Source organism: Reticulibacter mediterranei (assembly GCF_016587455.1).
Window position 1 is genome coordinate 961,013 of sequence record NZ_BNJK01000001.1, and the last position, 26,788, is coordinate 987,800.

19 protein-coding genes are annotated in these 26,788 nt (G+C 50.8%); 8 read left to right on the top strand and 11 right to left on the bottom strand.

Going from position 1 to position 26,788, the window contains the following annotated elements:
* The first annotated feature begins 157 nt into the window (after positions 1 to 157).
* From K3T83_RS04355 to K3T83_RS04365, 3 genes are all read left to right on the top strand, one after another.
* Positions 158 to 1,432: a YihY/virulence factor BrkB family protein gene (locus tag K3T83_RS04355; RefSeq protein ID WP_220201749.1), complete on the top strand. Its 1,275-nt coding sequence runs from the start codon at positions 158 to 160 to the stop codon at positions 1,430 to 1,432.
* Positions 1,433 to 1,618: 186 nt separating this feature from the next.
* Positions 1,619 to 4,552 (top strand): sensor histidine kinase, encoded by a 2,934-nt coding sequence (locus K3T83_RS04360; RefSeq protein WP_220201750.1) that lies wholly within the window; start codon positions 1,619 to 1,621, stop codon positions 4,550 to 4,552.
* 19 nt (positions 4,553 to 4,571) lie between these two features.
* Entirely contained in the window at positions 4,572 to 5,243 is a 672-nt protein-coding gene (locus K3T83_RS04365; protein WP_220201751.1) for an HD domain-containing protein, read from the top strand.
* Here the strand turns inward: K3T83_RS04365 and K3T83_RS04370 are convergent.
* Positions 5,240 to 6,403, bottom strand: a complete 1,164-nt coding sequence (locus tag K3T83_RS04370; protein WP_220201752.1) for a hypothetical protein — start codon at positions 6,401 to 6,403, stop codon at positions 5,240 to 5,242. The genes K3T83_RS04365 and K3T83_RS04370 overlap by 4 nt on opposite strands.
* 361 nt (positions 6,404 to 6,764) lie before the next feature.
* Between K3T83_RS04370 and K3T83_RS04375 the strand changes: the two genes are divergently transcribed.
* Positions 6,765 to 7,199 (top strand): SRPBCC family protein, encoded by a 435-nt coding sequence (locus tag K3T83_RS04375; protein ID WP_220201753.1) that lies wholly within the window; start codon positions 6,765 to 6,767, stop codon positions 7,197 to 7,199.
* Between the two features lie 93 nt (positions 7,200 to 7,292).
* Here K3T83_RS04375 and K3T83_RS04380 read toward each other — a convergent pair whose 3' ends face one another.
* Complete coding sequence (locus K3T83_RS04380; protein WP_220201754.1) at positions 7,293 to 7,736, bottom strand: SRPBCC family protein; 444 nt, start codon at positions 7,734 to 7,736, stop codon at positions 7,293 to 7,295.
* 450 nt (positions 7,737 to 8,186) lie between these two features.
* Between K3T83_RS04380 and K3T83_RS04385 the strand changes: the two genes are divergently transcribed.
* Entirely contained in the window at positions 8,187 to 10,904 is a 2,718-nt protein-coding gene (locus tag K3T83_RS04385) for a DUF8815 domain-containing protein (protein ID WP_220201755.1), read from the top strand.
* Between the two features lie 77 nt (positions 10,905 to 10,981).
* On the top strand, positions 10,982 to 11,677 hold the full coding sequence (locus K3T83_RS04390; RefSeq protein WP_220201756.1) for a histidine phosphatase family protein: 696 nt from the start codon (positions 10,982 to 10,984) through the stop codon (positions 11,675 to 11,677).
* A 46-nt stretch (positions 11,678 to 11,723) separates the two neighbouring features.
* Here K3T83_RS04390 and K3T83_RS04395 read toward each other — a convergent pair whose 3' ends face one another.
* The 9 genes from K3T83_RS04395 to hemA form a co-directional block, all read right to left on the bottom strand.
* Positions 11,724 to 12,926, bottom strand: a complete 1,203-nt coding sequence (locus tag K3T83_RS04395) for a class I SAM-dependent rRNA methyltransferase (RefSeq protein WP_220201757.1) — start codon at positions 12,924 to 12,926, stop codon at positions 11,724 to 11,726.
* A 137-nt stretch (positions 12,927 to 13,063) separates the two neighbouring features.
* Positions 13,064 to 15,055, bottom strand: coding sequence for a glycoside hydrolase family 15 protein (locus K3T83_RS04400; protein WP_220201758.1), 1,992 nt, complete (start codon positions 15,053 to 15,055; stop codon positions 13,064 to 13,066).
* A gap of 613 nt (positions 15,056 to 15,668) precedes the next feature.
* The gene (locus tag K3T83_RS04405; protein WP_220201759.1) at positions 15,669 to 16,814 is read right to left on the bottom strand and encodes a M20/M25/M40 family metallo-hydrolase; all 1,146 of its coding nucleotides are present in this window, start codon (positions 16,812 to 16,814) and stop codon (positions 15,669 to 15,671) included.
* A 165-nt stretch (positions 16,815 to 16,979) separates the two neighbouring features.
* Positions 16,980 to 17,957 (bottom strand): porphobilinogen synthase, encoded by a 978-nt coding sequence (gene hemB / locus K3T83_RS04410; RefSeq protein ID WP_236064818.1) that lies wholly within the window; start codon positions 17,955 to 17,957, stop codon positions 16,980 to 16,982.
* A gap of 11 nt (positions 17,958 to 17,968) precedes the next feature.
* Entirely contained in the window at positions 17,969 to 19,255 is a 1,287-nt protein-coding gene (hemL, locus tag K3T83_RS04415) for a glutamate-1-semialdehyde 2,1-aminomutase (RefSeq protein WP_373324581.1), read from the bottom strand.
* A gap of 59 nt (positions 19,256 to 19,314) precedes the next feature.
* On the bottom strand, positions 19,315 to 20,070 hold the full coding sequence (locus tag K3T83_RS04420) for a chlorite dismutase family protein (protein WP_220201761.1): 756 nt from the start codon (positions 20,068 to 20,070) through the stop codon (positions 19,315 to 19,317).
* Positions 20,071 to 20,964 (bottom strand): uroporphyrinogen-III synthase, encoded by an 894-nt coding sequence (locus tag K3T83_RS04425; RefSeq protein ID WP_220201762.1) that lies wholly within the window; start codon positions 20,962 to 20,964, stop codon positions 20,071 to 20,073. It abuts the gene before it with no gap.
* Positions 20,957 to 21,913, bottom strand: a complete 957-nt coding sequence (gene hemC / locus K3T83_RS04430; RefSeq protein WP_220201763.1) for a hydroxymethylbilane synthase — start codon at positions 21,911 to 21,913, stop codon at positions 20,957 to 20,959. The genes K3T83_RS04425 and hemC overlap by 8 nt, the downstream gene beginning before the upstream one ends.
* Entirely contained in the window at positions 21,858 to 23,219 is a 1,362-nt protein-coding gene (gene hemA / locus K3T83_RS04435; RefSeq protein ID WP_220201764.1) for a glutamyl-tRNA reductase, read from the bottom strand. The genes hemC and hemA overlap by 56 nt, the downstream gene beginning before the upstream one ends.
* A 443-nt stretch (positions 23,220 to 23,662) precedes the next feature.
* Here hemA and K3T83_RS04440 point away from each other — a divergent pair, with 443 nt between their 5' ends.
* Positions 23,663 to 24,592, top strand: a complete 930-nt coding sequence (locus K3T83_RS04440; RefSeq protein ID WP_220201765.1) for a TIGR03560 family F420-dependent LLM class oxidoreductase — start codon at positions 23,663 to 23,665, stop codon at positions 24,590 to 24,592.
* Between the two features lie 397 nt (positions 24,593 to 24,989).
* Positions 24,990 to 26,753 (top strand): zinc ribbon domain-containing protein, encoded by a 1,764-nt coding sequence (locus tag K3T83_RS04445; protein ID WP_220201766.1) that lies wholly within the window; start codon positions 24,990 to 24,992, stop codon positions 26,751 to 26,753.
* Positions 26,754 to 26,788 lie beyond the last annotated feature (35 nt).

The following is a 26,788-nucleotide window of genomic DNA, read 5'->3' on the forward strand; positions in this document are numbered from 1 at the left end:
CTATACGCCATCTTTCCTCTAGAATGAAACGTAAAAACAGGCTTGCCCGTGAATCAAGTAGCAATTTATCGCATCGGAAAAGTGTCCATCTCGATGCATATCATACAAAAAATACGCACACAAAAGATAGAAGAATGGCTGTTAGGCAGGTGACAAGATGGCAAGTACAACACCACAAAATCTGGCACACCAGAAAAAATCATTTTCCCCACCAAACTTTATGGGCAAGGTTCAAAAGGATGTAAAACCCTTACGGGCGTTTTTCACCAAATTTGGTAACGACTGGGCAATGCCCTTTGCTGGCTCTATCGCCTATAGTTTGCTTACTGCCATGCTCCCTATCGCCGTGGCAATCTTCGGCATTCTTGGCCTGATTCTCGGAAACAATAGTACCCTAACTCACGAGCTCACACAACAACTCGCGCAAATTGTTCCCACACAAAATCCAGGCCAAACATCGGCAACACAGCAGGCAATCGATCTTGCGCTCCAGCAACTGAATAAAAACGCCGGCTTCCTGCTGCTCATAGCGATCCTCCTGGCGGTCTTTGGTGGCTCTCGCCTCTTCGTTAGCCTTGAAGGATTTCTGGATGTTGTTTATCGTGTCCGCCCCAGAACCATGATCAGGCAAAATATCATGGCCTTTGGCATGCTCTTGCTTTTCGTAGCGCTTGTCCCCATCATGGTCTTTACCTCAGCATTGCCTACGATCATGCTTGGCTTTTTGAGCAGCAATCCGGCATTAAAAAACATACCTTTCTTTTCCACTGTTGCTGGCAGCCCTGCGGTCAGCTATCTGGCTGCGACCGTGGGCAGCATCATTGTTGGCTTTATTCTGTTTGAAGCTATCTACTTCGTCGTCCCCAACCAGCATATTAGCTGGCGCAATAGCTGGCCGGGGGCGCTAGCCGCAGCAATAGCCCTGGTGCTTTTTCTCATCCTCTTTCCACTCTATATGAGATATTCTCTCGGCAATTACACCGGTCAAATCGGCTTCGCGGTTATCCTGCTCCTCTTCTTTTACTACTTCGCCGTTATCTTGATGCTCGGCGCAGAGGTGAACGCCTTCTTCCGCGAAGGGGTACGCCCCCTTCCCGATGATTTAGCAACCTTTGTAAGTACAATGGGTGGTAAGTTGAATCACGATACTCCAGAAGCGGAGGCTGACCCGCATAAAGATGCCCAGGCAACTAATCTCGCTGATAAAAGTCATATTGCACAGGTTCGCCAGCAAGAGGAACAAAATACACGCGAAAACCAGGAAAAACAACGCGATGTTGCGGCTCGTGCTATCGCTAAAAACGAGGTTGAGGAGAACAAATCGAAAAAATCTAGCAAACCTCGCACTTCCAAATTATGGACGACAATAGAGGTTATTATCGGTTCATCACTAGCTTTCCTGCTTGAATGGATTCGATTGCGGCGCAAGTAAGAAGAGACGCGCCAATCCTCTCCGCTGTGAGTTTCTTGACGCAGCCCATGTTGATCTGTTACACTTTGACTCAACCAGACATAACAATCGGTACAAAAATTCAGGCTACCTCCAACCAGTGAGCATGTCGTGGCCCGATGAGACGTGCCGGGCGTTGGTCGCATCTCTCTTGAGAGGTCAAAGAGCATGCCTGATGAACATTCTTTATTCATGAGCGGCCAGAAGCATATACATGCAACAAATGCAATACGTGAAAATAACCTTCTACACGAGCTAGCACATTTATTGACCTCTTCGTCTGATCTTGCTCATATTCTCCAATTATTTGTCAGGCATGCAGCTGAAGCATGTGATGTAGAACGGTGCGCCATCTGGTTGCTAGATGAGTCGCGTGCGCTCTTTCTCCCTTCCACCTATCACTTTGCTCAAGGCAACCTCAGCCCTAAACAGTTCCAGGCCGCAGACTATATCTGGCACCGCACGGCCCTCCCTTTCGATGATCCCATCATCAGTCAATTGCTTCAGCATGAGCAAGGCATGCTTTCTCTCGCCGATTTGCAAACATCTGGCAGCCAGCATTTGCGTGCTGTAGCAAAAAAATTTTTCGTCTGCTCAGTTTTGCTTATTGCCCTGATACGAGAAGGCCGTCCTGTGGGCATACTCACACTCGATAATCCCGGACGAGCGGCCTCATTCTCTTCTGAGCAACAGCAACTCGCACGCACTATCGCTCAACATGCAACTCTGGCCATTCACAATGCCTACCTCTCTCAAGAGGCTCATAGAGAGCGGGAACGTGCCAGACGACTCATCACACGAGCGCAATCGCTCTATACGATTGCAATGGCGGTCAATTCCAACAAGGATCTTCCCTCTATTTTGGAGATTGCCACACAGCATTTAGCCCGAGGCTTAAACGTTGAGCAGGCCTGCATTGCGCTGTTAGAGGCAGATCAGCTCTCCATCATAAGCAGCAACCAACACATTTCGCCCGAGAGCAACTTCTCTCCTCCACTGACCAATCTTCCTCGCAGCCTGCATGCCGCCATACAGGGAACACCACTTTTTGTTCCACAACAACAAACACAAGGAGAAGAAAAGCGCTGGTTCGAGTCGTTAGGGCTTCACCATGTGATGATCATGCCTCTGATGGCCGGCGAACATACAGAAGCAGAAAAGCGTCATGGCAACGATCAGCATAGGCAACACATACCTGCAACTGAACATGCCGGCCACATACACTGCGTCGGCTTTGCTTTTATCGATTATCCCAAAAAAATGCGCTCTCCCTCACAGGGACACTATGCTTTCGCTCAGGATATTGCAACACAGTGCGCCTTAGCCGTTGAAAAGGCGCGCATCCTCGCCGAGGCAGAACAGGCCGTTGCTCTAGCAACCGAGCGGGCAAATACGCTCGACGCCGTTTTCAATGCAATGACGGAAGGGATTATCGTGCTTGATATGGAGGGGCGCATCGCCATCAATAATAACACAGCCACTCATTTTCTAGGTCTCCCTCCCGATATGCGTCCACCAACCATACAGCTCGCCACTTTTCTGCAACACCAGCCGATCCATTCCTTGCGGGGACAACGTATCCCTCCATCAGATTTTCCCCTGGCCCGTGCCCTGCGTGGTGAACATGTTCGAGGCGAATATTTCGTCACAAGAAGGGCTGACGGCACTGAACGTGCGGTCGAGGTGAACGTTGAGCCATTGTTCGACGGCGAAGCCCGGCAGATCGGCATCGTCGGCGCTTTCCGCGATGCTACAGAGCAAGTACGAGTCGATCAACGGATTCGCGGTGCATTAGATACCATGCTCCACGCAGCCGAAGCCGTCTCCGGCCTCACCGATACCAAAGAGATTTCTCACCATGTCCTCACCATGTCTCTCAAGACGCTGAACTGTGAGCGAGGCATGGTCCTGTTATTTGATAGGGACACGCAGACCTTCACACCATTGCTTTCTCTCGGCTTCACAGAAGAAACCAAAGAGCAATGGCTTGCTGAACAAGCTATCTGGCTAGCTCCAGACGAAGGCCAGTATACCAGCTTCCGCGACCAGCTACTCGGCGGTCACGTCACGTTGATCAATGCCGAACAATGCCTCGAACAACCCAACCCATTCCAGACAACGATGATCCTGGCTGCCCCCATCATTCACAACCACAATCTGCAAGGTCTGATGCTCCTCGATCGCTCCGCCAGGCTCAGAAAAGAAAAGCAACCCGGTGGCACCCGCCTGCTGGTCAATCCAGCATTTAATATCTGGGATATGGCCGTCGCTGAAGGCATCGCTCAATTTGCCGGGCTGGCTATCGAACAGGCTCGCTGGCAACAGGAGGTCGAAATTGCCCGCATGAACGCGGAAACAATGCGCAGATCTAATGCGCTGAAAGATGAATTTCTTGCGATTACAGCGCATGAATTTCGCACGCCCCTCACGGTTATCCTCGCTCATAGTCAGATGATGGGGCGAATCCTCAGTCGCACAGAACAAATCGATCCAATCGTACGCGAGAAGTTTCACGAGAGCATTACAAGCATCGATGTACAAACCCATCAACTCACAAACATCGTCAATACGTTCTTAGAGGTAACTCATCTCAATCGTGGACAGATTGCGCTCAAACTTGAGGCCATCAATTTAGAAGATATCGTCAAACAGGCGGTAGCAACACATGCCGCTACTTCGTCACTTCACCAGATCAGTTACGCGATTGAACCATACGAACACCCATATCTCGTCATGGGCGACAAAGCCCGCCTGCTGCAAATCTTTGCCAACTTATTGCAGAATGCGATAAAATATAGTTCGCACGGTGGTCCCATCAACGTTATCCTGACGCAATATACGCCCAGCGAAGACAAACCCATGATCGAGGTTCGCGTTAAAGACACAGGTATCGGTATTCCCCCCGACGCGCAGGGCCGCCTCTTTGAACGTTTCTATCGCGCTCCCAACACCGAAGGAAGCAATGTCAGAGGTGTTGGACTGGGCCTCTATGTCGTGGCTGAGTTTTTACGTTTGCACGGTGGAACCATTCGTGTCGAAAGCACTGGAATCCCGGGTGAAGGCAGTTGTTTCATCTTCACGCTGCCATTAATAAAACAATAGAAAGACTCTGCTAAAATATATGATAGAATTGCGTAATTGGCTTCTTGAACTTGCTGATGAAGCAATGAAACGAGAAGAGAGTGGCGATGCATCTCATGATTACGACCATCTTGTACGCGTTATGGCTCTTGCCGATGCCATTCAAGCCCGCGAAGGTGGCGATCTTCCCACCATCTGGGCCGCCGTCGCCTTTCACGATATTGGACAGGAACGGGAACGCTGTCGTGGAGGAGATCATGCTCTTATCGGCGCTGAAATGGCCGCCGATCTGCTCTCTCACACAGTATTCCCACAACAGGCCATTCCAGCTGTACAGCAAGCGATCCGCGAACATCGCATGACAGGAGGGAAAATACCTACCACGCTAGAGGGACGTGTCCTCTATGATGCCGATAAAATCGATTGCCTCGGAGCGATTGGCATCGGGCGACTCTTCTGTATCACCGGTCGCTACAACCAGAAGATCTATTCATCACTCCCCAATGATATTGTCGAACCTGTCGATCCGCTGGTTGTACGCCAGTTGCGACGCCGCCCAGATTATTCGCCAGCTATCGAGTTTCAACTGCTCTTTGGAGAACTTCCTGAGCGCATGACGACTACTACTGGCAAAGAACTGGCCCTGGAACGTTACACCTATATGAAAGAGTTCTTCCAGCGTTTGCGTCAAGAGGTGGAAGGTGAGCTTTAGAACAGCTCACCTAATAACACCACATAGTTAAATGACGCTTTCATAGCTGCCGGCGCAGTTAGATGAATGGTAAATCCCACCTGTGGTTGTAACGATATATATTGCACAACCACAGGTCCAGGATCTTTGGTCAACATAACCAGCACAATGCTCGAAGTGGTGACATATTTATTTGTCATAATCACTTCTTGCTGACCACATTCCACCACACCAGAGCCGGAAAGCGCCCCCCGTGCAGCCGCTCCTACTTCCCCCTTATATTTATCCAGAGCTGGCAGATGCGTACTGGTGGTTGTCCCTCCACCAGTTTCTCCCAACTTGCTCACAGTCGGCAAATGCGAACTCGTCGCCACGCCTCCTGACCCTGAAACATTGACAGCCACAAGATCAGCGACAGATGCCCTCTCACTTTTCTCAGGCCTCTGCACCTCTTCCTTCTGCCCCAACTGTTGCGGAGTCGGCAAAACAGCGGTCTCCAACCGAATCTTTCCTGCTCTCCCGGCTAGGCGTCGCTGGCCCTGTACAGGCTTCACAACAGCAGGCGGCGCCCCTGTTGAGGAAGGATTTGTGGTAGAAATTGAGCATATATCACCAGATCCAGACTCCTGTTTTTGCGGTTGAGGTGTCATTGCTGTAACCGGCATTTGTTGTGATACCGTTAAAGACTCTTTCGTCTGGCTCTGGTGCGGCTGCTCCTTTTCGTCATCAAGCAAAGACGGTGGGAATACTTCTGGATGCATCGCTGTGCCAAAGGCTGCCAGCGATGTAGTAATCCGCTGAGCAAAACGCGCCAACAAATTCGCATTCTGTCCCGTAACTGCTACAGGCGTGGACTGCTCCTCAGTTGTATGGGTACGAGTTGCATCCTCTACAAAACTACCGGATTGAACCGCAGTCATCGCCTTCGACTGCAAACTCAAACGGGGGGGAATGAGCGTTGTGCCTTGTACAGGATGCGCGGAACTTTCCTGCTCACCATCCACACCGTCCCCTCCTTGTTCCTGCGTAACACTGTCTAACAGTGTTGCCTCTACCGAAGCTGAAAGATCACGCCTCTCACGTGCCAGACGAGAGAGCCATTTTCTTTGCTTCTGCTCACTACGTTCTTCTTGCAAAGCCATCGCTGCCCCCAATAAAACGTTGATATCTAAAATAGACATATCCTGGAACGTACAGAGGCAGTATAACACATCCTCCCTAAAATCTAGCCAGAATAGCACATTTGGTTGGCAGCTATACTTCTCTCACCACACAATCAAATATAGATATAGTGAGAAATATATAGATAGTCCAGGGAGAGGAGCAGCCCGATCCGTTACAACCCAACAAACTGCCGCAAATTTGGGTGGGAAATTTGGAGAAAATGGACCATACTACTTGAAAGTCCCGTCAGAAACCGCTACAATAGGTTCCAGGTCTCAGGCCAATAGAGCATATGCGCTCAAACATCGAAATAGAGCAAAATAGCGTCTCTATATTTTCACAAAATGATGTCGATGTAAGAAAGGGTGTTTTTTTCTCATGAAACTCAACGGAACACACAAGTTCAAAGCTCCTAGCTCACAGGTGTTTAACGCGATTCTCAATCCCGATGTATTGAAATCTTGCATTCCCAACTGCAATTCGGTTGAGGTACTTGATGCCAGCCGTATCAAAGTGAACATCACGACTCCCCTGCCAGGCTTGAAAGGGCCGTACGGCATCGTCGTCAGCATCCCACGCCAGCAGGCTCCCAGCTACCTCGAACTCCAGGTACAGCGCAAAGGGACCGGCGGCTCCGTCAATGCCGTCAGCCAGATCAACCTGACGGACGAGGCCGATGGGGCGCTGTTGAGCTACGATGCACAGGCCGAGCTTGAGGGTCCAGTCGCAATCGCCGACAATCCTATCGGGCGCGGTATCACCAACAATACGCTCAGCTCATTCTTCAAGAATCTCGATAAAGCTATCTCCTAATCGCCCTTCATAGGCAAAAGTGGCTACTCCCCTCTATCTCTCGTATTTTCTATAGACGGAAGTAGCCGCTTTCTTTTCCTCTATCCCTCCTGGTTAGCCGGCTTGCAGTTTTGTCTTCAAACAATCAAAAAATTGCCCTGTCAACTTCTCTACTGTTCCATTCATGAGCCGCGCTCCCACACTGGCAATCGTTCCACTCACTACTGCATGAGCGCTCCAATCCATGCGTGTCTGCTCCTCATCTATAGCTGCCAGATTGATCTTCCCTGAAAGCTCAACCGCGCTTCCTGGCGCTTTCCCGCGCGCCTTCACCACCATAAAATCAGGTTCCTGCAACTCTGGGCGCGTGACATCCATCGTGAATTTCGCTTTCACCGGACCAACCCCAACAGATACCAGCGCTTTCCAATGCTCCTCTCCTAACTCTTCCAGGCTTTGAAAGCCGGGTGCACAGGCGGCCACATTATTCACATCCAGTAGAAATGCCCATACCTTATCAATAGGCACCGCAATTGTCTGAGTACCAGAAAAATCCATGATATTCTTCACCTTTCTACTTACATGGCTCTGGTATTGCTCACCAGGCTCCATACGCTTCTTTACGCCAGCACTGCATGCAACCATGTGGCATCCAAATAGTTCAAAGATGGCACTCTGATTTCTCATACCTGATGAGGCAACCCCTGACACGTAGCATAAGATAATCCTCCCTGTATGATATCACAGCCAGCTTTTCTTGATCTCTCCATTGACCGTCATCAGCAGAACCATTGTAAGCCGATCACTTTCCTCATCCTCAAATGCCCTTGCACCGCAGCAGCAGCTTGCATCGTTATAATAAACAATAGAACAAATTTTATCGTTGGCTAGACGCTCTGGTAGCACTGTGCTACACTAATAAAAATATATCTTCCTCAATAGCTAGAAACACTTGTTGTAGCCTGAACTCATCTTTCTCTGTAGCAGTTTCGAGGAACAGGATCGCTTATGGCACTCAGTCACCATAGGAACAGGCTCAAATTCGTCATTGTTCGACCACAATGGCACCTGATCAGCCTCCTGCTTGGATGCTGCTGCCTTCTCCTACTGCTGTCTAGCTGGCTTTCCCCCTCGCAAGCGTCGGCGCACACGACAGCGCAGCGCAGGGCATCTCTCCCCGCCAGTTCAGTAACAATGCAGGTTGCTGCTGGCTTTGACCTTGTCTATAGAACCGGGTATTGGACGCCCGTTCATGTGGCACTGACAAATTCGGGTGCTCTTTTTCGTGGCACGCTCGCCATCAATATATTAACCAGAGCTCCACGTGCGCGCGTGGAGCAGCTCTCACCCTGGAACTTTGAGCAAGCGGTCGTCGTTCCAGCGCGGGGCAGCAAACAGATATCGCTCAACGTTCCCCTGTATCCTGGTATCAATAATCTGGAAAGCGTCATCGCCACATTGCGCGACGATCACGGCAAAGTTATCGCCAGACAAAACGCAACACATGGAGTCTCATTACAGGCGGGCGAAATCCTGGTTGGTCAACTTACAGATCCCCAGGTTGACCTCGAAACGCTTGAAACTATCTTCCTTCCCGGTCAGATTGGTTCCCTGACCACTATCCAACTCGACGCCTCCACACTGCCAACGAGCGATGCTGTGCTGGAAAACTTCGATATTCTCATCCTTGATGCCTTCACCACGAGTTCGCTCCACGCCAACCAGCTGCTTGCCCTGCAAACCTGGGTCAATCGAGGTGGTATTCTCATTGAAGTTGGAGGGCCAGAATGGAAACGTACGCTTGGTTCGCTCCCCGATAGTCTGGTCCCTGTCACTATTCATGGCACCCGTATCCTGCCACCTGCTGTCTCCATCGTGCCCACCAACGATCCTCTCCGACAAAACATGAACTTACTTCCTTTGTCGGCAGCTCTCCCGGAATCAATTGAGGTCAGCGTCGCCTCCCTTCGCCAACAGGGCCCATTTTCTGAGAACGAAACTCTGCTCTCTGTCGATTCTGTTCCTTTGCTGGTCCAGGCCCATCAAGGACAGGGTATCGTCTGCTATCTGGGCATCGATCCTGCCAGTCCTCAACTCATGAACTGGTCTGGCACACAGGAACTCTGGATCATGCTGCTCACACACGCACTCGGCGATCAAATGCTGATCCCGATACCAGCTATAGGTTACAACACAGGACCCGGCGAACTGCTCACACGTGCTGGTATCCTGAATATGCTCAAACCGGAAATGCTCCCAGGGCCGACTATTCTCGTTGCCTTCCTGTGTGGGTATGCCCTGATTCTAGGGCCATTACGCCTTCTCATCCTACGGCGCATGAAACAGCCGCAAAAATGGCGGCTCCCTCTCTTCATGAGTATCGTGATTATCTTCTCGTTATTCGCCTATAATTTAACCTTTTACCAGCGCAATGCATCTATTGTCGACACGAGCGTTTCTATCGTTCAGATGTCTCAGGATAGCGCATCAGCACATGTCACGACCTATTCGGGGATATTTGTTCCCAATGCAGGCGACTTCCATCTGCACCGACCGGGTGAAAATCTCACGCAACCATTAGCAAATCAATTTCTGGTTACGAACCGCTCTCAGGTCGCTAAAAAGGACATTCCGGCGTCGATTACTGCCAGCACAAACGAAACACAGGTGACATTACAGGGGCTTGATGCCTGGAGTTTACACAATACTGTTACAGAACAAGATATTCGCCCGGCAGGAAAAATTACGACCCATCTGTTCCTGCACGACGGCAAACTGATGGGAACCATCAGCAATACACTCAATACCACATTGAGTGATCTGTATGTATTGCTCCCGCACCGTTTTGCCAACCTTGGACGCCTCGCAGCAGGAGAAACGCGCCAGATCAACGTCCCGATCAACAACATCTCGCAACAATCTGGCAATTCGCTTGCAGATCAAATAGCTGAAAGTGGCGGAGTAACAGCTCCCTACTCTCCATACACACATAACCAGAGTCCACAAACAGATTTTCAGCGCCACATGGCCTTACTCTCCTCGCTGAACGGCAATGACTATCCTTTTTCTCAATGTAAAGGATCATGTAAAACCCGCGCCATCGCCGACAAAGGAACGCTCTTTATTACCGGCGGTCGCGTGCCGAATCCCAGCCTGAATGATTACGAACCACTGTTGATCCCGGGGGCCACCGCGACACTGATTGGTTGGGCAGACCGACCTTTGACCAATGGTATTACCGTCAACGGCTGGCAACCCATCAGCCATCAGGAAAACTTTCTGCAAATGCCGCTCTCGCTTGATCTCGCGCAATCCTTGCCCATCCCACCGGACGTTATTCCCGGACATATGATCGACGTGGAAAGCTTCGATGCAGAGCTGCGGCTGCCCGGCATTTATGCGATGGATAATGGCAGCATTACGTTTGAAATGCTCTCCCCTGATCTCTCCCGACTACATGCGAACAAAATGACGATTACCGAACCCGATCTCTGGGCACATCCGTTTGGTCCCGATACCGGCTTTCTTCCCAGCCATCTTCAGGCTCAGTTATACAACTGGTATACACAGACATGGGAAAATATTACCCTCCAGCAAGACGCCTTTACCACCACCTACCCGGAAGCCTATATCGGACCAGGAGGCCGCGTTCTGCTTCAAATTAGCAATAAAGATAGTTCGCTGGGCAGCCTCTACTTCGCCCCACCTTCGCTCAGCTTCGCTTAATGCTCCTCAATCCCACCGCTCTGTAATGATATAGTATAAGCAAAGCAGAAACATTCACGTCAGGAACACAGGAGACAATGGACAAACACTATACGAATACCCTTTATCTAGTACGACATGGCGAGAACTTCGCCAATCTCACTAAAGAATTTTCCTACAAGCTCGTCAATTACCCACTCACTCCCAAAGGCGTTCTACAGGCACAACAAACCGCAGTGTTCTTTAAGAACATCCATATAGACGAAATCTACTCATCTCCCCTCAAACGCGCTCGGGAGACCGCTGATATCATTGCTCAATACCATCATCATTTGCCAGTCATCATTAGAGAAGAGTTCCGCGAGGTCAACGTCGGCAATCTAGAAGGACAGCCACCGACAGCCGAAAATTGGACCTTCCATAATCGCATTATCAACGACTGGTATCAAGGAGACCTGACAGCAACCTTTCCCGGCGGCGAAAATTTGTCGATGCTCATTGAACGAATGCGCACAGGATTGCTCGCTATCACCCGCAACAAGATGCATCAGCATATCATCGTGGTCGGACACGGCGGCATATTTACGGCGACCGTCAGAGCCATCTGCGCTAATGCAGATATGGCAACTGTCCTGCAAAGCACCATTCATAATTGCTCTATTACAGAAATTGAACTGACCACCACCGACAATGACATAAAGGGAACGCTACGCAGTTGGGGAGCCTGCGATCACCTCACGGGAGAAGCAGCTCAACTCGTTCCCGCCATTTTCCAGGCTGAAGCCGCCGATTAGGGCTGCTCAGGCTGTGTTCTGCCGGATCGAGTGCCACTGCAGCCTACTACTCTACACGGCAAAACACGGCCTTCAAATATGCTGTCTCGGGCATGGCGAGGTTGATGGGATGGTCAAGGCTATGGGTATAAGACTCTAACAACTGAACGGAGCGATGCAGGCGTTGTGCGCTCATAGAAATTGCGCCCAGGAGATCATCCATACCCACAACGCCAGAGCACGAGCAGGAGAGCAATATCCCGCCGGCTCGCAAAACCTGCATCCCCAGCGTATTTAAGCGACGATACGCCTTTAGTGCCTGTGAACGCGCGGATTGTGTTTTCGCAAAGGCAGGCGGATCGAGAATCACCACGTCAAATTGCTCATCTCGACGCCGGGCCTCTTCCAGATAATCAAACACATCTGCAACAATAAACGCGTGCTTACCCGGGTCCAAATCATTGAGCAAAAAGTGCTGGCGAGCCGCTTCCATCGCCGGGGCAGAAACATCAACGCTGGCTGTATGCGTCTCGGGATCGGCAAGGGCCGCGTAGACCGAAAAACCTCCTGTATAGCTGAAACAATTCAGCACTCGCTTCCCGTGTGTATATTTACGCAGCGCTTCACGTTTATCGCGCTGATCGAGGAAAAAGCCGGTTTTTTGTCCCTCTCGTGGATCAACCTCGAATTGCACTCCATTTTCGCGAACCAAGACCTTCTCAGGAACCTCTCCCGCTACGACTACTGGTTCTTCAACGGCCAGCCCCTCTCGACGACGCGACTGACTATCATTGCGCAAAACGATGCCCTTTGCCCCAGTTTCTTCTAGTAATGGGGGAAGCAGCAGCGGCCAGAGCCGCTCCATTCCGAGCGTATGCACCTGGGCAACAAGAACATCAGCGTAACGATCCACTACCAATCCCGGCAAACCATCGCCTTCTGATTGAATCAGTCGATAGGCATTGGTGATATCAGGATCAAATACCCGTCGCAAAGCAACTGCGCTGCGAATACGCCGCCGCAAGAACTCAGCATCAATCTCCTCTTCAGGATCGTGCGTCAAAATACGAATCGCAATATCAGTCTGTGGATTATAATAACCACGAGCCACAAATTGCCCGGTAGACGATTTTACATCGATCAAGCCACCAGCCTCAACCCAGCGCGGAGCTTGCTGTAAAGCGCCGGAAAAAATCCAGAGATGTCCACCAAGCAAACTCTCTTCTCTATGAGGCTTCAAACTGGTCGTCGGATAACGAACGGATGACATTATTCCACACCCCTATTTTTCTATGCCAGACCATTATCGCACAACGAGTAAACAGGGCAGAAGCAACGCTACTCGTCACTTCTGCCCTTGCATTGACAGTAATACGCTCCTATCCCTTCCCCTATAATTTCTTTTTCTTATTGATCTTGCTTTTGCAAACGAATGGCCGCGATAACAGGATCGGTATGATGCTCGGCCATACGAACCTCAGCTTTGCGTAGATTATGAGCGCTATTCACCAGCGCAATATGAGTAAAGGCCTGTGGATAATTCCCTAAAGCAGTTTTATTGACTGCATCGATCTCTTCGGAGAATAAACCCAGCCGTCCTGCATAGGTTAACACTCGCTCAAACAGCGCACGCGCCTCCATCACTCGTCCCTGCATCGCCAGATTATCGACCAGCCAGAACGTACACATGATGAATGTGCCTTCTTCACCTTCCAGCCCATCCGTTGAAAGATACCGATAGACAAATCCCTGGTCATCGGTCAGACGCTCCATAATGCGATCAACGGTAGAACGCATGCGAGGATCATCAGGCGGAATAAAGCCAACTAGAGGCATCAACAGAGCCGTTGCATCCAACGCGGTATCACCGTATGATTGTGTAAAGGCACCCATGTTTGTATCATACCCGTTGGCAAGGATATCTGCACGAATCTGATCGCGCACCATGCGCCAGCGCGGTAAATCAGCTTCCAGACCCAACGGCTCAGCAGCCTTGATGCCACGATCGAGCGCGACCCAGCACATCAATTTGGAATAGACGAAATGCCTCGGCTCATCGCGTATCTCCCAGATGCCACTATCAGTCTCTTGCCAATGTGCACAGACATGATCCACGATCATACGCAGCATATTCCACAACGGCCCTTCGAGCTTCTCGCCATAGCGCTCAAAGCCACCCTGACGACGATAGAGGTGGATACAATCAAGTACCTCGCCAAAGACATCCAGCTGCTTCTGATCTGCCGCCCCATTCCCAATACGCACCGGACGCGAATCACAATACCCGCTCAAATGGGATAGCTCTTGCTCAGGCAGGTTCCGCTCGCCGCGAATACCATACATAATTTGCAGATCTTCTCCATTGGCATAGGAAAGATTGCGCAACCAGTAGGTAAAGGCATGCGCTTCTTCGGTAAAACCTAACACATTGAGCGCATACAATGTAAAAGTCGCGTCGCGCAGCCACGTAAAACGGTAATCCCAGTTACGCATTCCACCCACCCCCTCTGGTAAAGAAGTTGTGGGAGCCGCAACAATTGCCCCGGTAGGTGCATAGGTCATCATCTTCAGCGCAAGAGCGCTTCGCTGTACCCAATCAATGTACGGTCCCTGATAGGTACAACCCGCAATCCATTGACGCCAGCAGTGGAGTGTATGCGCCAGCTCAGCGTCATAGTTGCGCTGTGGCAGTTCTACTTCAACAAGTCGCTGCGCAGCCTGAGCAGTACGTCCCATCCCCAGCACAAAGAAGAGACGCTCCCCTTCGCGCAACGTCGCCTGCACAAACACAGACTGATGCCATTCATCAGGCTCCTGCACCGCATTCATAGAGAACGATGGCAACAAATCAGCACCAATGACAGCCAGACCGACATGCTGTTGTCCTCCTGAAATCAGGACTCCTCTGTTTCCTGGCACAAGAGAGACTTCGCTCGGCGCGGCGGCGTAATCGGGGGTGACTTTCAGCGTCATGGTCACCGGCAACTCACCATGAGTGCATTCGACAATACGCACCAGACTATGACAGGAGCCATCTTCGCGCGACCAGGTATTATTATTCATTGCTTTGTATGGCCACGCGCTGAGCGTCTCCACTGGCATAAAATCGGTGAGTACAATCTCGCCCGACACACTGGCAAAGCGAGTTTGCAACACGTTGCTACCCTTCAAGTAGCGCTGAGAACCGGGTATCGTGCCATCCGCAGGCGCTATCTGGAAGTATCCCCCATGTTGAGCGTCAAGAAGACGGCAGAAGATAGCCGGGCTATCGAAGTCTGGTAGACAGCCCCAATCCACGGCTCCATCCGGTGCGACTAGCAGTGCTGAATGACAATCGCCAATGACTCCGTACGAATTAATCGGCATATAAGTGCGATTGAGTTCGTTCATCCCAACCATTTACACAACACTCTCTCTATTCAGGATCGCTGTTCAACTACGAACAATTTTACAACATCCTTAGAAAACCATTAAGACCCCTTAGAATTTTCTTAACTTTATAAGAGGTCCCTTATAACAAAAAAGAACGCAGAACCGATGGGGATAGTAACAGTTTATAGCATGATTTTTTTTATTAATATTTTTGCCATATCCCCAACATTCACCTCTACAAATTACCTATTTGTTATAACAGCACAACCTTATTTGTTATTCATCCTATGAGACCAATTTACACGCTCTCTATCCCTTTTGCAATGACCCGTTGCATAATTCTTATGTACAATACGACCATAATACCGAATCAGATCAGATGGGAATTTGCCTCTCTCCTCTCTAATTCTTTCTTCAAGAACCACTCCACATCGCACTTCCAGGCAGAGAAATGTCGCCCTTCTCTTTTTTTCACCCACATCTATAGTACTTTTAGCGATATGTTCTTTCCCTCACCTGGAAACCCATCCCAGCATGTCAACACTGGATCAAACATATATAATCAGTCATGATAGAAAGCAGGTACTACAAGGCGTTACATGTGTAGTACCTGCTGATGTATTGATACCAATTACAGCTTCTATTGTGCAGCGATCAATGTTCCTGCCTCAATACAAAGCCATACAAGTTGGGCCAGCCCGTCACCAATCGGAGGAATGGAGAGCCACTCCTCAAGCGTATGCACCTGTCTTACCTGCGTCACTCCCACACATATGGCGGGAATATTCAGGCTGATAGGAATATTGGCATCAGTACTCGATGCTCCATATTCAGGCTCTATACCCAACCAGGTGAGGGTTCGAGCCGCCAATTGTACCAGTGGATCAGACTGGCTACGGCTCCCTGCTGGACGCTCTCCCAGCACCTCTATCTCGGCCTGCAAACCAGCACCTGCGCACTGTTTAACGATCGCTCTCACCTGTTCCGCCAACTGTGCCAGGGCTACGACATCGGTTGAGCGCAAATCGAGCAGCGCCGTTGCCTGGGCAGCGATAGTGTTGACGGAGGTTCCTCCCTCGATAACACCTACATTATACGTCGTCTTTGGGCTTTGTGGTACAGGCAAATCCGCTATAGCTGCAATAATTCTAGCTAATCCATGAATAGCACTTGGCCTTCCAAAAGCTCCATATGAATGCCCGCCCGGGCCTCGTACAGTAATACGCCAGCGTTGCGACCCCACCGCCGCATGTGTAATGTGGCCCAGATTGCCATCAATCGCAATAACCGCGCCCAACTGATCGCGATATCGCTCTACAGCAGCTCGTGCACCGCGCAAATTACCCAGTCCTTCCTCGCCAACGTTCGCAACCGCCACCAGATCAACAACTGTCTGCTGGCCCAGTTGATCGAGTATATCTAAAATACCCAGCATGGCCGCCACGCTCAAACTATTATCCCCGATCCCTGGACCGCGCAAAATATCTCCATCGCGTACGATCTTCAACGGCGTCGTATGTGGGAAGACCGTATCAAGATGAGCCAGCACCATCAATACTGGCTTATCACTCTTCTGTCCACGCCGCACATACACATTCCCAACTTCGTCAGCCTCTGGCGTATATCCTCGCTCCCGTAAAAGCTCTGCCACCAGTTCTCCCCGTTGCCACTCATCCCCGGTTGGCGCAGGCACCGCACAAATACGTTGAGTCAACTCCACTACAACATCAGCCTGAGTTGCCGCCAGAGAACGCAGATGATCTAATTCATATGATGTCAGTGACATCTCCTCTACCTTTCAAAATAAAGCATAACTCACACTTTATTTATAGCATATTTCCGTCGGCTCCTCCGCTGCAAAAGTCATTGTACATTATATGCAATGAGGATCAGGTCTCACACTAACAGCATAAAACCTGATCCTCTATCTTTTCTTCAACCAATAACAGAACTACTCGCGCAACCATTGGGCAACATCTGGCGCAAAGTAGGTGATGAGCATATCGGCACCTGCGCGACGAATACCGGTCAGTACCTCCATCACAATCCGCTGTTCATCAATCCATCCCTGTTGAGCAGCAGCCTTAATCATCGAGTACTCTCCGCTCACATTGTAAGCGGCAATTGGCAACGAGCAATGCTCCCGAACCTGGCGAATGACATCGAGATAGGCCAGCGCGGGTTTGACCATCACCACGTCAGCGCCTTCTGCAATATCAAGATCTACCTCGCGCAGCGCCTCCCGAACATTTGCCGGGTCCATCTGGTACGAACGACGATCTCCAAATTGAGGAGTTGAACCAGCAGCCTCGCGGAACGGACCATAGAAACCCGACGCGAATTTTGCCGAATATGCCATAATTGGCGTTTGCTGAAAACCATGCTCATCCAGAAGATGACGGATCGCGCCCACACGCCCATCCATCATATCCGATGGTGCCACCAAATCCGCACCCGCCTCTACATGCGACAGCGCCATTTGTGCCAGCAGAGAAAGCGACTCATCGTTCTCCACAGTGCCATTATGGATCACGCCGCAGTGCCCATGATCGGTATACTCACACAGGCAGACATCGGTCATCACCAACACGTCTGGCACCTGGGCCTTCAACAAACGAATAGCCTGCTGAATGATGCCCTCCGATGCATACGCCTGCGATCCCACTGCATCTTTTTCGCCCGGAATACCAAAGAGCAACACCGCTGGAATGCCCAGGCTGGCAATACGCTCAACCTCGCGCCCTAGCAGTTCAAGCGGCCATTGCACAATCCCAGGCATCGAGGAGATGGGCTGCGGCTCTTGAATTCCTTCTGCAACAAACAGCGGATAAATGAACTGATCAACACTCAGATGTGTCTCTCGCACCAGCGCACGTAACCGTTCATTTTGACGCGTGCGCCGCATGCGAACCATTGGGAAATTACTCACGATCAGACCTCCTATGCCAGTTGACGCAAGACAAACTCTACTGATTGAACGGTCTCCTCAAGCATAGCGTCTTCAAGAGCCAGGGAGATAAAACAGGCTTCAAACTGCGATGGTGGCAGATAGACACCTCGCGCCAGCATCTCCCAAAAGTAGCGAGAGAAGAGCGCCGTATCTGAACGTTTGGCGCTGGCATAATCAGTCACAGGCTCTTGCGCAAAATACAAACAGAACATTGCCCCGATACGCTGTAGCTGGGCATTAATTCCCGTATCATGCAATACGCGCGTAATACCTTCTCCTAACAACTCGCTCTTCTGCTCTAACTTCTCATATTGCCCTGGTTTGCGTAGCTCTTGCAGCGTGGCAATGCCAGCCGCCATTGCCAGAGGATTGCCGGATAACGTCCCCGCTTGATACATCGGTCCCAGAGGAGCTACCTGCTGCATAACCTCACGCCGCCCACCATATGCGCCAACCGGCAAACCGCCACCAATAATTTTGCCAAAACAGGTTACATCCGGGGTAATGCCCATCCTCTGCTGCATCCCTCCCAGAGCGACCCGAAACCCGGTCATGACCTCATCAAAGATCAACAGCGCGTGATACTTCTGGGTAAGTTCGCGCAATCGCTCCAGAAATCCCGGCTGTGGCAAAACCAGCCCCATATTCGCAGCTACCGGCTCGACGATAATAGCCGCGATGTCATTGGGGAAGGTATGAAACAGCTGCTCAACGGCATTGGCATCGTTATACGCCACGGTAAGGGTATGCGCCGTCGCTTCAGCAGGAACGCCAGGGCTATCAGGCAAACCCAGCGTTGCCACGCCCGAACCGGCCTGTACCAGCAGCATATCAGCATGCCCATGATAGCATCCGCTAAATTTGATGATCTTGCTGCGCCCGGTATAGGCTCGCGCCAGGCGCAGAGCACTCATCGTCGCCTCGGTACCCGAATTGACAAAACGGATCATTTCCACCGAGGGGACGCTCCCTATGACCAGTTTTGCCAGTTCGCTCTCAGCCTGCGTTGGTGCCCCAAAACTGAAGCCGCGTCGGGCAGTTTCCTCAACTGCGGCTAAGACTGAGGGGTACACATGCCCCAGGATCATCGGTCCCCACGACTGCACGTAATCCAGATACCGATTGCCGTCCACATCGTAGAGATAAGCACCTTCGGCACGATCAATAAAGACTGGATCGCCTCCCACCCCTCGAAAAGCACGAACAGGGCTATTCACGCCACCAGGAAGCAGCGTTTGCGCCTCCTCGAAAAGAGCGTGAGAACGAGGATGCCTGATCGTTCTATCTGCATCAGCCTGCTGTGTCATTTTTCTCTCCCTCAGTTCTCTTTTACTGATTAAGCACCTATCGCTTCTAGAATCTCACCAAGAGGCTGAGCAACGCAGGTAAACATAGGTGTATCACGAAGCGTGTACTGGCTGGCTTCAGTTTCGCGTAACTCTTGTACCAGATCGAGGAAATCTGCCAGTTGATCAGTCTCGAAAGCAACTACAAATTCCTGATCGTCCAACCCAAAGGAGTAGGTGGTATTGAGCGAGACGCTAGGATACTTCAAGCCAACACGAATATGCTCGTTCATCATGCGCTTGCGATCTTCCAGCGGCAAGGCGTACCAGGGACGTGTTTTGACAAATGGGTAGACAAACAGATATTTTCTGTCATCCGGCGTAATCACCAGCCGAGGATCGTGCGCGCCACGAGCATTTTTCCCCACATATACAGAGCGCTTGGTCATAGAAAGAAACGCACGTGATTCGGTCAGATATGGACCCATTGCGCTGCGACGAATCTTACTGCTTAATGCGCGCAGATCTTCTATGTCGTAAGTTGCCTGCCAGAGCATGAAATCGCAATCGGAGCGCACGCCGTACAACCCGAAACTGCGCAGCAATCCATCTTTCCCATGCTCCTCAAAAATTTGCTGCAACTCCTGTCGCCCCTGCTCTCGGACATCGGCAGGCAAACGCAGCCATTGAGGATCGAGTTTATAAAAAGTAAAGCGCACCAACTGACGCGGCTGCTTCGGTTTAGGTTGCGCGGGAGAAGTCTCGGGTTGAGTCTCATTCGTTTGCTTAATTGTTGTTTCTGTCATCTATTTCCCCTCTTGTTGAACAATTGCCTGCACCAGACCGTCAATCGTGAACTCTGTGGCCTCAATCGTTACGTTCAGGCCCAGTTCGCGGGCAGTTTGTGCAGTAATTGGACCAATACAAGCAATGTGTACCTGCGCCAGGGCAGCGAGCAGATCTTCTTGCCGAAGGTCTGGCATGTGTCGCTCGCAGTCGCCCAGCCACTCCATAAAATTGCGTACTGTTGAAGAACTGGTAAACGTTAAAATATCAAGCTGGCGATGACGCAAAAGATTGAGAATTGCGCGCCCCTGCTCGTCATCATGTGCAGCAGTCGCCGTATAATAGGCAGCAACCTCATCAACTATTGCCCCCACCTTCTGTAGCTCCGTCACCAGAATTTTACGCGCCTCGGCAGCACGGGCCAGAGCAATGCGTGTCCCGGCCAACGATGTGCCACGCGCCTGCGCATCTTGCAGTATAGAGGCTACGACCCCTTCCGCCCTATATTCGTCGGGAATAAGGTCTGCCTCCACTCCATAGTGAGCCAGAGCCGCTGCCGTCGCCGGACCTATTGTTGCGATCCGTGCAGTATGCAATGCATGTGGATCATATCCCAATGTACGCAATCGCGCAAGACAGATATTGACGCCGTTTGCACTGGTAAACACCAACCAATCATAGGAATAGTTTTGGAGATCTTTATGCGTAGTGTTACCTGCTGTACATATCAGCTTGAGCAATGCGTCTAATTGAGACCAATCCGACGGAGGAACGATACGAATGGTAGGAAATTCTACAGGGTCAGCACCCAGCGCTCTCAAGCGCTCGCTCAATACGCTGGCCTGCTCACGAGTACGCGTGACCAGAACACGCTTCCCTGAAAGCGGCAATGCCGTTACACTTTGCTCAGACACGTCGTTGCTCCCGCTCACGCAGCATATTACTTCCCTGAATAATCTCCTGCGCCCCCTGATCCAATGCCTGTTCCGCTAACTGGATACCAAGCAGCTCAGCACGCGCTATTCCATCTTCGGTGCTCCAACGTATGCTCTGGCGCACCCGTATACTGCGCTGTCCATCCGTGCTAATAACCAGGCCACGTAGCACGAGATCTTCCTCAACCACCTCAGCATATGCCGCAATGGGCAGGTAACAGCCAGCACCCAACCGACGCATAAACATGCGCTCCGCCGACGTTGCGGCCTGAACCACTACATCGCGCAAAGGTTCTAGCAGCGCTTGCGTCTCCGGCTCATTCCGTATCTCTAAACCCAACGCTCCCTGCCCCGGCGCGGGCATCATCATTTCGATCGGGAAGTAGGTCAGGCGCTCCGCAAGTTGAGGGTGCAATTCCATGCGGTGAAGACCAGCCGCCGCCACCACAATGCCGTCATACCCGCCAGACTCTAACTTACGCAGTCGCGTATCAACATTCCCACGAAGAGGCACGATCTGCGCGCCCGGATAAAACTCGCGGATCTGCGCGCCGCGCCGTAAACTGACAGTGCCAATACGTGGATTTTGCGTCGATTCAGCATCAGCTGGCTGCAAGCGCCCATTATCGATACGAAATGCCTGATTGCTTACAAAAATGTCTCGTACATCTTCGCGCGGCCCCGCCACAATTACCTGAAGTCCATCTGGCTGTGCTGTGGGCAGATCCTTCAGGCTATGTACCGCCAGATCGATTCGTCGCTCTTGCAGCGCACGCTCTATCTCCGTAACAAAAACGCCATCGCCACCAATCTGCGTGAGAGGAACATGCGTAATCTGATCGCCAGTGGTGCGAATTTGCTCGATTGCGATCTCAAGATCGGGCCACTGCTGACGCAGCCGCTCGACTACCCAGTTTGTTTGTATCATTGCGAGCTTGCTTGCTCGCGTCCCTATCGTAATGCTCTTCATCTTGCTCTTCCAAATCAAACAAATAGCGCATTGCCTGCGCATATATATGCCCCTCGCCAACAGCCGCCGCATCTTTCAATCGCAACATTGGCGCATGCAAAAATTTATTCATAAGACGTGTTGTCAATTCCTGAACAGTAGCCAGCTCGCGCTCAGAAAGGGTGGGAGAAAGTTGGCGTATCGCCCGTGCAAGTTCCTGGCGGCGCAATGCATCGGCATGCTGGCGCAAATCGCTAATGGTATCAACGACACTGAGCGATGCCAGCCAGCGCTCAAATTGCTGCACCTCCTCAGCAATAATCGTTTGCACATGCTCAGCCTCCTGCCGGCGCAGATGAATACCACGCTCGACTTCGGCTTGCAAATCATCGAGGTTATAGAGATGGACGCCAGAGAGCGCGGAGACAGCAGGATCAATATCACGAGGCATAGCTATATCGATCAGTAGCAGCGAGCGTGAGGTACGTCGGTCCATCACCTGCCGCATCAATTCGGGCGTAATAATAGCACGAGGCGCGGTTGTCGAACTGATCACCACATCTGCCTCTGCCAGCGCATCAGCAAGCTCATTAAAAGAACGATGCACCGCCCCTAACGCCTGCGCCAGATCAACCGCATGCGCTTGCGTACGATTAATAATCACAAGTTGACTGGCCCCATTATCACACAGGTTACGCGCGGCCAGCTCGCTCATCTGCCCGGACCCGATCAGTAAAATCCTGGCCTGCTCTAAACGTGGGAACAGATGACGGGCCAGTTGAACAGCGACATGGCTGATGGAAGCTGCGTTACGACTGATGCCCGTCTCACTACGCGCACGCTTACCAGTGCTGACAGCGGCCCGAAAAAGAGCCGACAAAACCGGCCCTGCATAACCACCGCCTTGAGCGATTTCTAAAGCCTCCACGACCTGCCCCTGAATTTGTGGCTCGCCCGGAACGAGTGAATAGAGACCACTGGCCACCCCAAAGAGATGTGTCACCGCTTGCTCATCGGCAAAATGATAACAATGGTCTGCAAGCTCATCGTACGTCACCTGACGGGTCTCACTTAATACACGTAGTAAGGCTTCCTCTCCTTGCTCAGCATCAGTACAGACAGCGTACAACTCAATACGGTTACAGGTTGAAAGTAAGACGCACTCCTGGCCGATTGCTTGAGTAGCATTCAACACCTGGGGTATTTGACGCACAGAACAGGTAAGGCGCTCTCGTAAAGCAATGGGAGCTGAAATGTGATCTACGCCAACGACAACGATATGCATGGAAACCTCATAAATCTTAAAAATTATCAGTGGTCTATAGAGATTTTAGCGATTTTTGGCGATTAGTCAAGACCAATTGGTGGGCTTACAATGAATGCATGCCAAAAATAAGGTGTTTACCCTAAGAAATCTGGCATCTCACTAACAAAAAGTACTGGTGATCTTCCTCTCCCATCGCATCAAAATTCTTCGATAAGCTGATTTTACGCTGTTCAAATTTATTTGCCCAACCATATCCCCAATTGTAATAGGTGCCAGACCATTTAACAAGGTTCCCATTTTTCTATTGACCGCTACTATCCTTATTTTAAGCTTGCTGAGATATTTTCTTTAAGATTTAAGGAGCGCTATCGCTATCTTCTTCAAGTTACCATGTATTTTCATCAAAATCCCTGATACTCTAGAAGAACATGAAATCTATACGGAGAGGGAGTAAATAATACATGTCACTGAAATTTGGTGTACTGCTTCCCCAGGGCTGGACAATGGATCTGGCACGCATCAAGAACCCTATCCAGGCATACGAAACGATGACCACCATTGCGCAAACGGCTGATGAACTGGGGTTTGCTTCTGCATGGCTCGTTGACCACTTCCACACAACACCATATCCTTCACAAGAAATCACCTTTGAGTGCTGGACGTGTACAGCCGCCCTCGCCCGCGATACCAGAAATATCCGTATTGGCCAGATGGTGACATGCAATAGCTATCGTCACCCAGCATTGCTGGCAAAAATGGCGAGTACAGTCAATGCTCTCTCGCATGGTCGCCTCAACTTTGGCATTGGTGCTGGTTGGTATGAGCACGAATATCGCGCATATGGCTATGCATATCCTGATGCGCCTGAGCGCCTGCGTCAGTTACGCGAAGCTGTAAAACTGATACAAGCGATATGGAAAGAAGAGGAAACGCGTCACGTCCATTCTCAGACAGGTGATATCAATGAAAACATGAAGCCACGTATTCCGCTCCTGATTGGAGGCAGTGGCGAGAAGGTAACGCTCAAATTGGTGGCGCAATACGCCGATGCCTGTAACGTTGGTGACAATCCCATCACCATGAAACAAAAGTTTGACGTACTCAAGCAACATTGTGCGGCTGTGGGGCGCGATTACGAAAGCATTCACCGCACTTCAACAACGCTCTGCCTCATAGCTGACAGCGATGAAGAGGCTCTCGCGCTGCTCCCAGTTGAACGCAAAGCCACACTGGGGGACAGAATACATACTACCCTGATTGGTAGTCCTGAAACCATACGCCAACGTCTGGCAGCTTACGAGGAAGCTGGTGTGCAAGAGTTACTGATGCGCTTTATCAATGGAACGGATCTGGAGGCGCTTCGCCGTTTTGCTAAAGAGTTTCTTCCTTAGCAAAAAGCCCCTGCCCCGTCCCTGATTGCTTGCAAAAACACTGCAAAAAACGAGCAAGCCAGGCATGCAAAGGATCATCGCGCATATCATACACCTGCCGCTTTTACCCTCTATACATTCTCTCTCAATTCCTATAAAATAGGTGTATCTCTTGCATGTGCAGTGCATAGTAGCTGCCACGTTGATAGGACTAAAGACAACAGAGCCAGACAAATTGATACATTCAAAATATATGCTCGTTTATGATGATAAAGGCAAGAAAGCATCCAGACCACCTGGAGCCTATCGTCAGCGCTGTTTGTATCAATATTTATTTCAAGACATACACTATATACAGAGCTAATCCTGAGCCAATCAGTGCTATTCATCAGGGTAGTCGTAAGAGAAGGTAACACAGATGTTTCGTTGTCCTAAATGTCATACCGAGCTTCCCGCCGATGCGCGTTTCTGCAATAAATGTGGCTTTAACCATACGAATGCGATGAAGGCAGTATCGCCCCAACAGGCGGGATCTGGTCCGCAAAATGCAGCCAGACCTCCGTCTCCTGGCAATTCTGGGCTGACCAAACGGTATCCAGGCAATCAACCCGGCCTCACGCCACAGGGTGGACCTCCCATTCAACAGAATATGGCCATGCCTCCCCAGGGTCCAGCCAGCGGATCGATGCCACAAGCGGATATGGTTGTGCGTGCCTCAACGCCTCCCCCTCCCAGAACATTGTTAGGCCGAGGACAAGTTCCTGGTGGACCACAGGCTCCTATGCCCCCTGGACCGCAGGCTCCTATGCCATTTGGCCCACAAGGAATGAATCAGCCAATGGCTTACCCTCCTCCTCCTAATCTCAGCCTTGAGAGCCTGACCGCCACCAGTCAGGCAGCCGAACACTGGCGCAATAGCTGGCGTGACCGCCAACGCGCTGAGGCGGGACCAGCGGTCGGTATTTCGCGTGGGCAAGCCGTTGTACCAGAACCCTTAATGGCGATTCAGCAAAGTCTGGTACGAATGCGTTCGATCATCATGCCCAATACCCAGGAAAAAGAAGCCTCACCAGTCCAAAAACAGCTCTATAGAATCAGTTCTATTCTGCTTTTCTGTCTTATCCTGGGTCTCACTGGCTACATCATCTCAACCTTCATCCCACACACGTTAGAAGCAGCTAAGGCGACCAACAAGGCGTATGGCGTCTATCCGACCATCTACATGCAGTTGAATGCTAAAAACCCCAAACCGGCTGCCAAAGCGGGCCAGGCACTCGCCGTGCATGGCGACAGTTTCAAAACCAACACCGCAATTACCTTTACCCTGGATACGACCGCCATTAATGTAACAGCCCAAACCAATAAAGATGGGTCATTTGATAGCAACGTGACGATCCCATCCAATCAGCTTCCAGGCAGTTATACACTGATAGCCAAAGGAGCCGGACAGCAGGCAAGCATGAATGTTCATGTATTACCAGCCGGAGCTGCCAACAACACACCTCTCACTCTGACCAACGATCAAGGTCAGACAGTATCAAAGCTTGCTTTCAACACCGTCAATGGCTATGATCCAAATCCAGAGATACTCACGATCACCAATACAGGTGCCACCAAAGTTACCTGGAGCGCTTCAATCGTGACAGAAAACGCACAGAACTGGATTACGCTGAATGCCAGCAAAACAGCAGGCACCCAATATGGGAAAGTGGGAGGAGAAATTGCACCCGATGGCACCGATACCATTGCCGTCAATGTCTCCGCAATGGGTCTGGCGAGCCTCATGAAAAAGGCATATCAGGGTTATGTCATCTTCACCGTTGATCGGGGCCAGTTCATTCTCCCGGTCTCTTTCGCCGTGCAGAACAAATCGCTCGATCTGGTCGTTACCCCCAACCCTTTAACGGTTATCTCCAACGGAGATCATACCTGCAAACCAACCACAATGGGGATCATTAATAATAGCGATCAGCCTATCATCTGGAATGCTGGTGCAACAAATGGCAACATCCAGCTTTCCCCTAAAAATGGTCAGCTTGATCCTGCGGGAAGTGGTAATGATGCGGTCACGCTGCAAATTACATGTGGCGGTATTGACCAGCAAGTGGACAATTTCTCTGTCATTAACGTCTTTTTCAACGGTAAGCAAGTCTCTGTTCAAGTCAATGTTCGACCAAACTAGTCGATGAACGAAATGCCTCTGTGCTTGATTTTTCA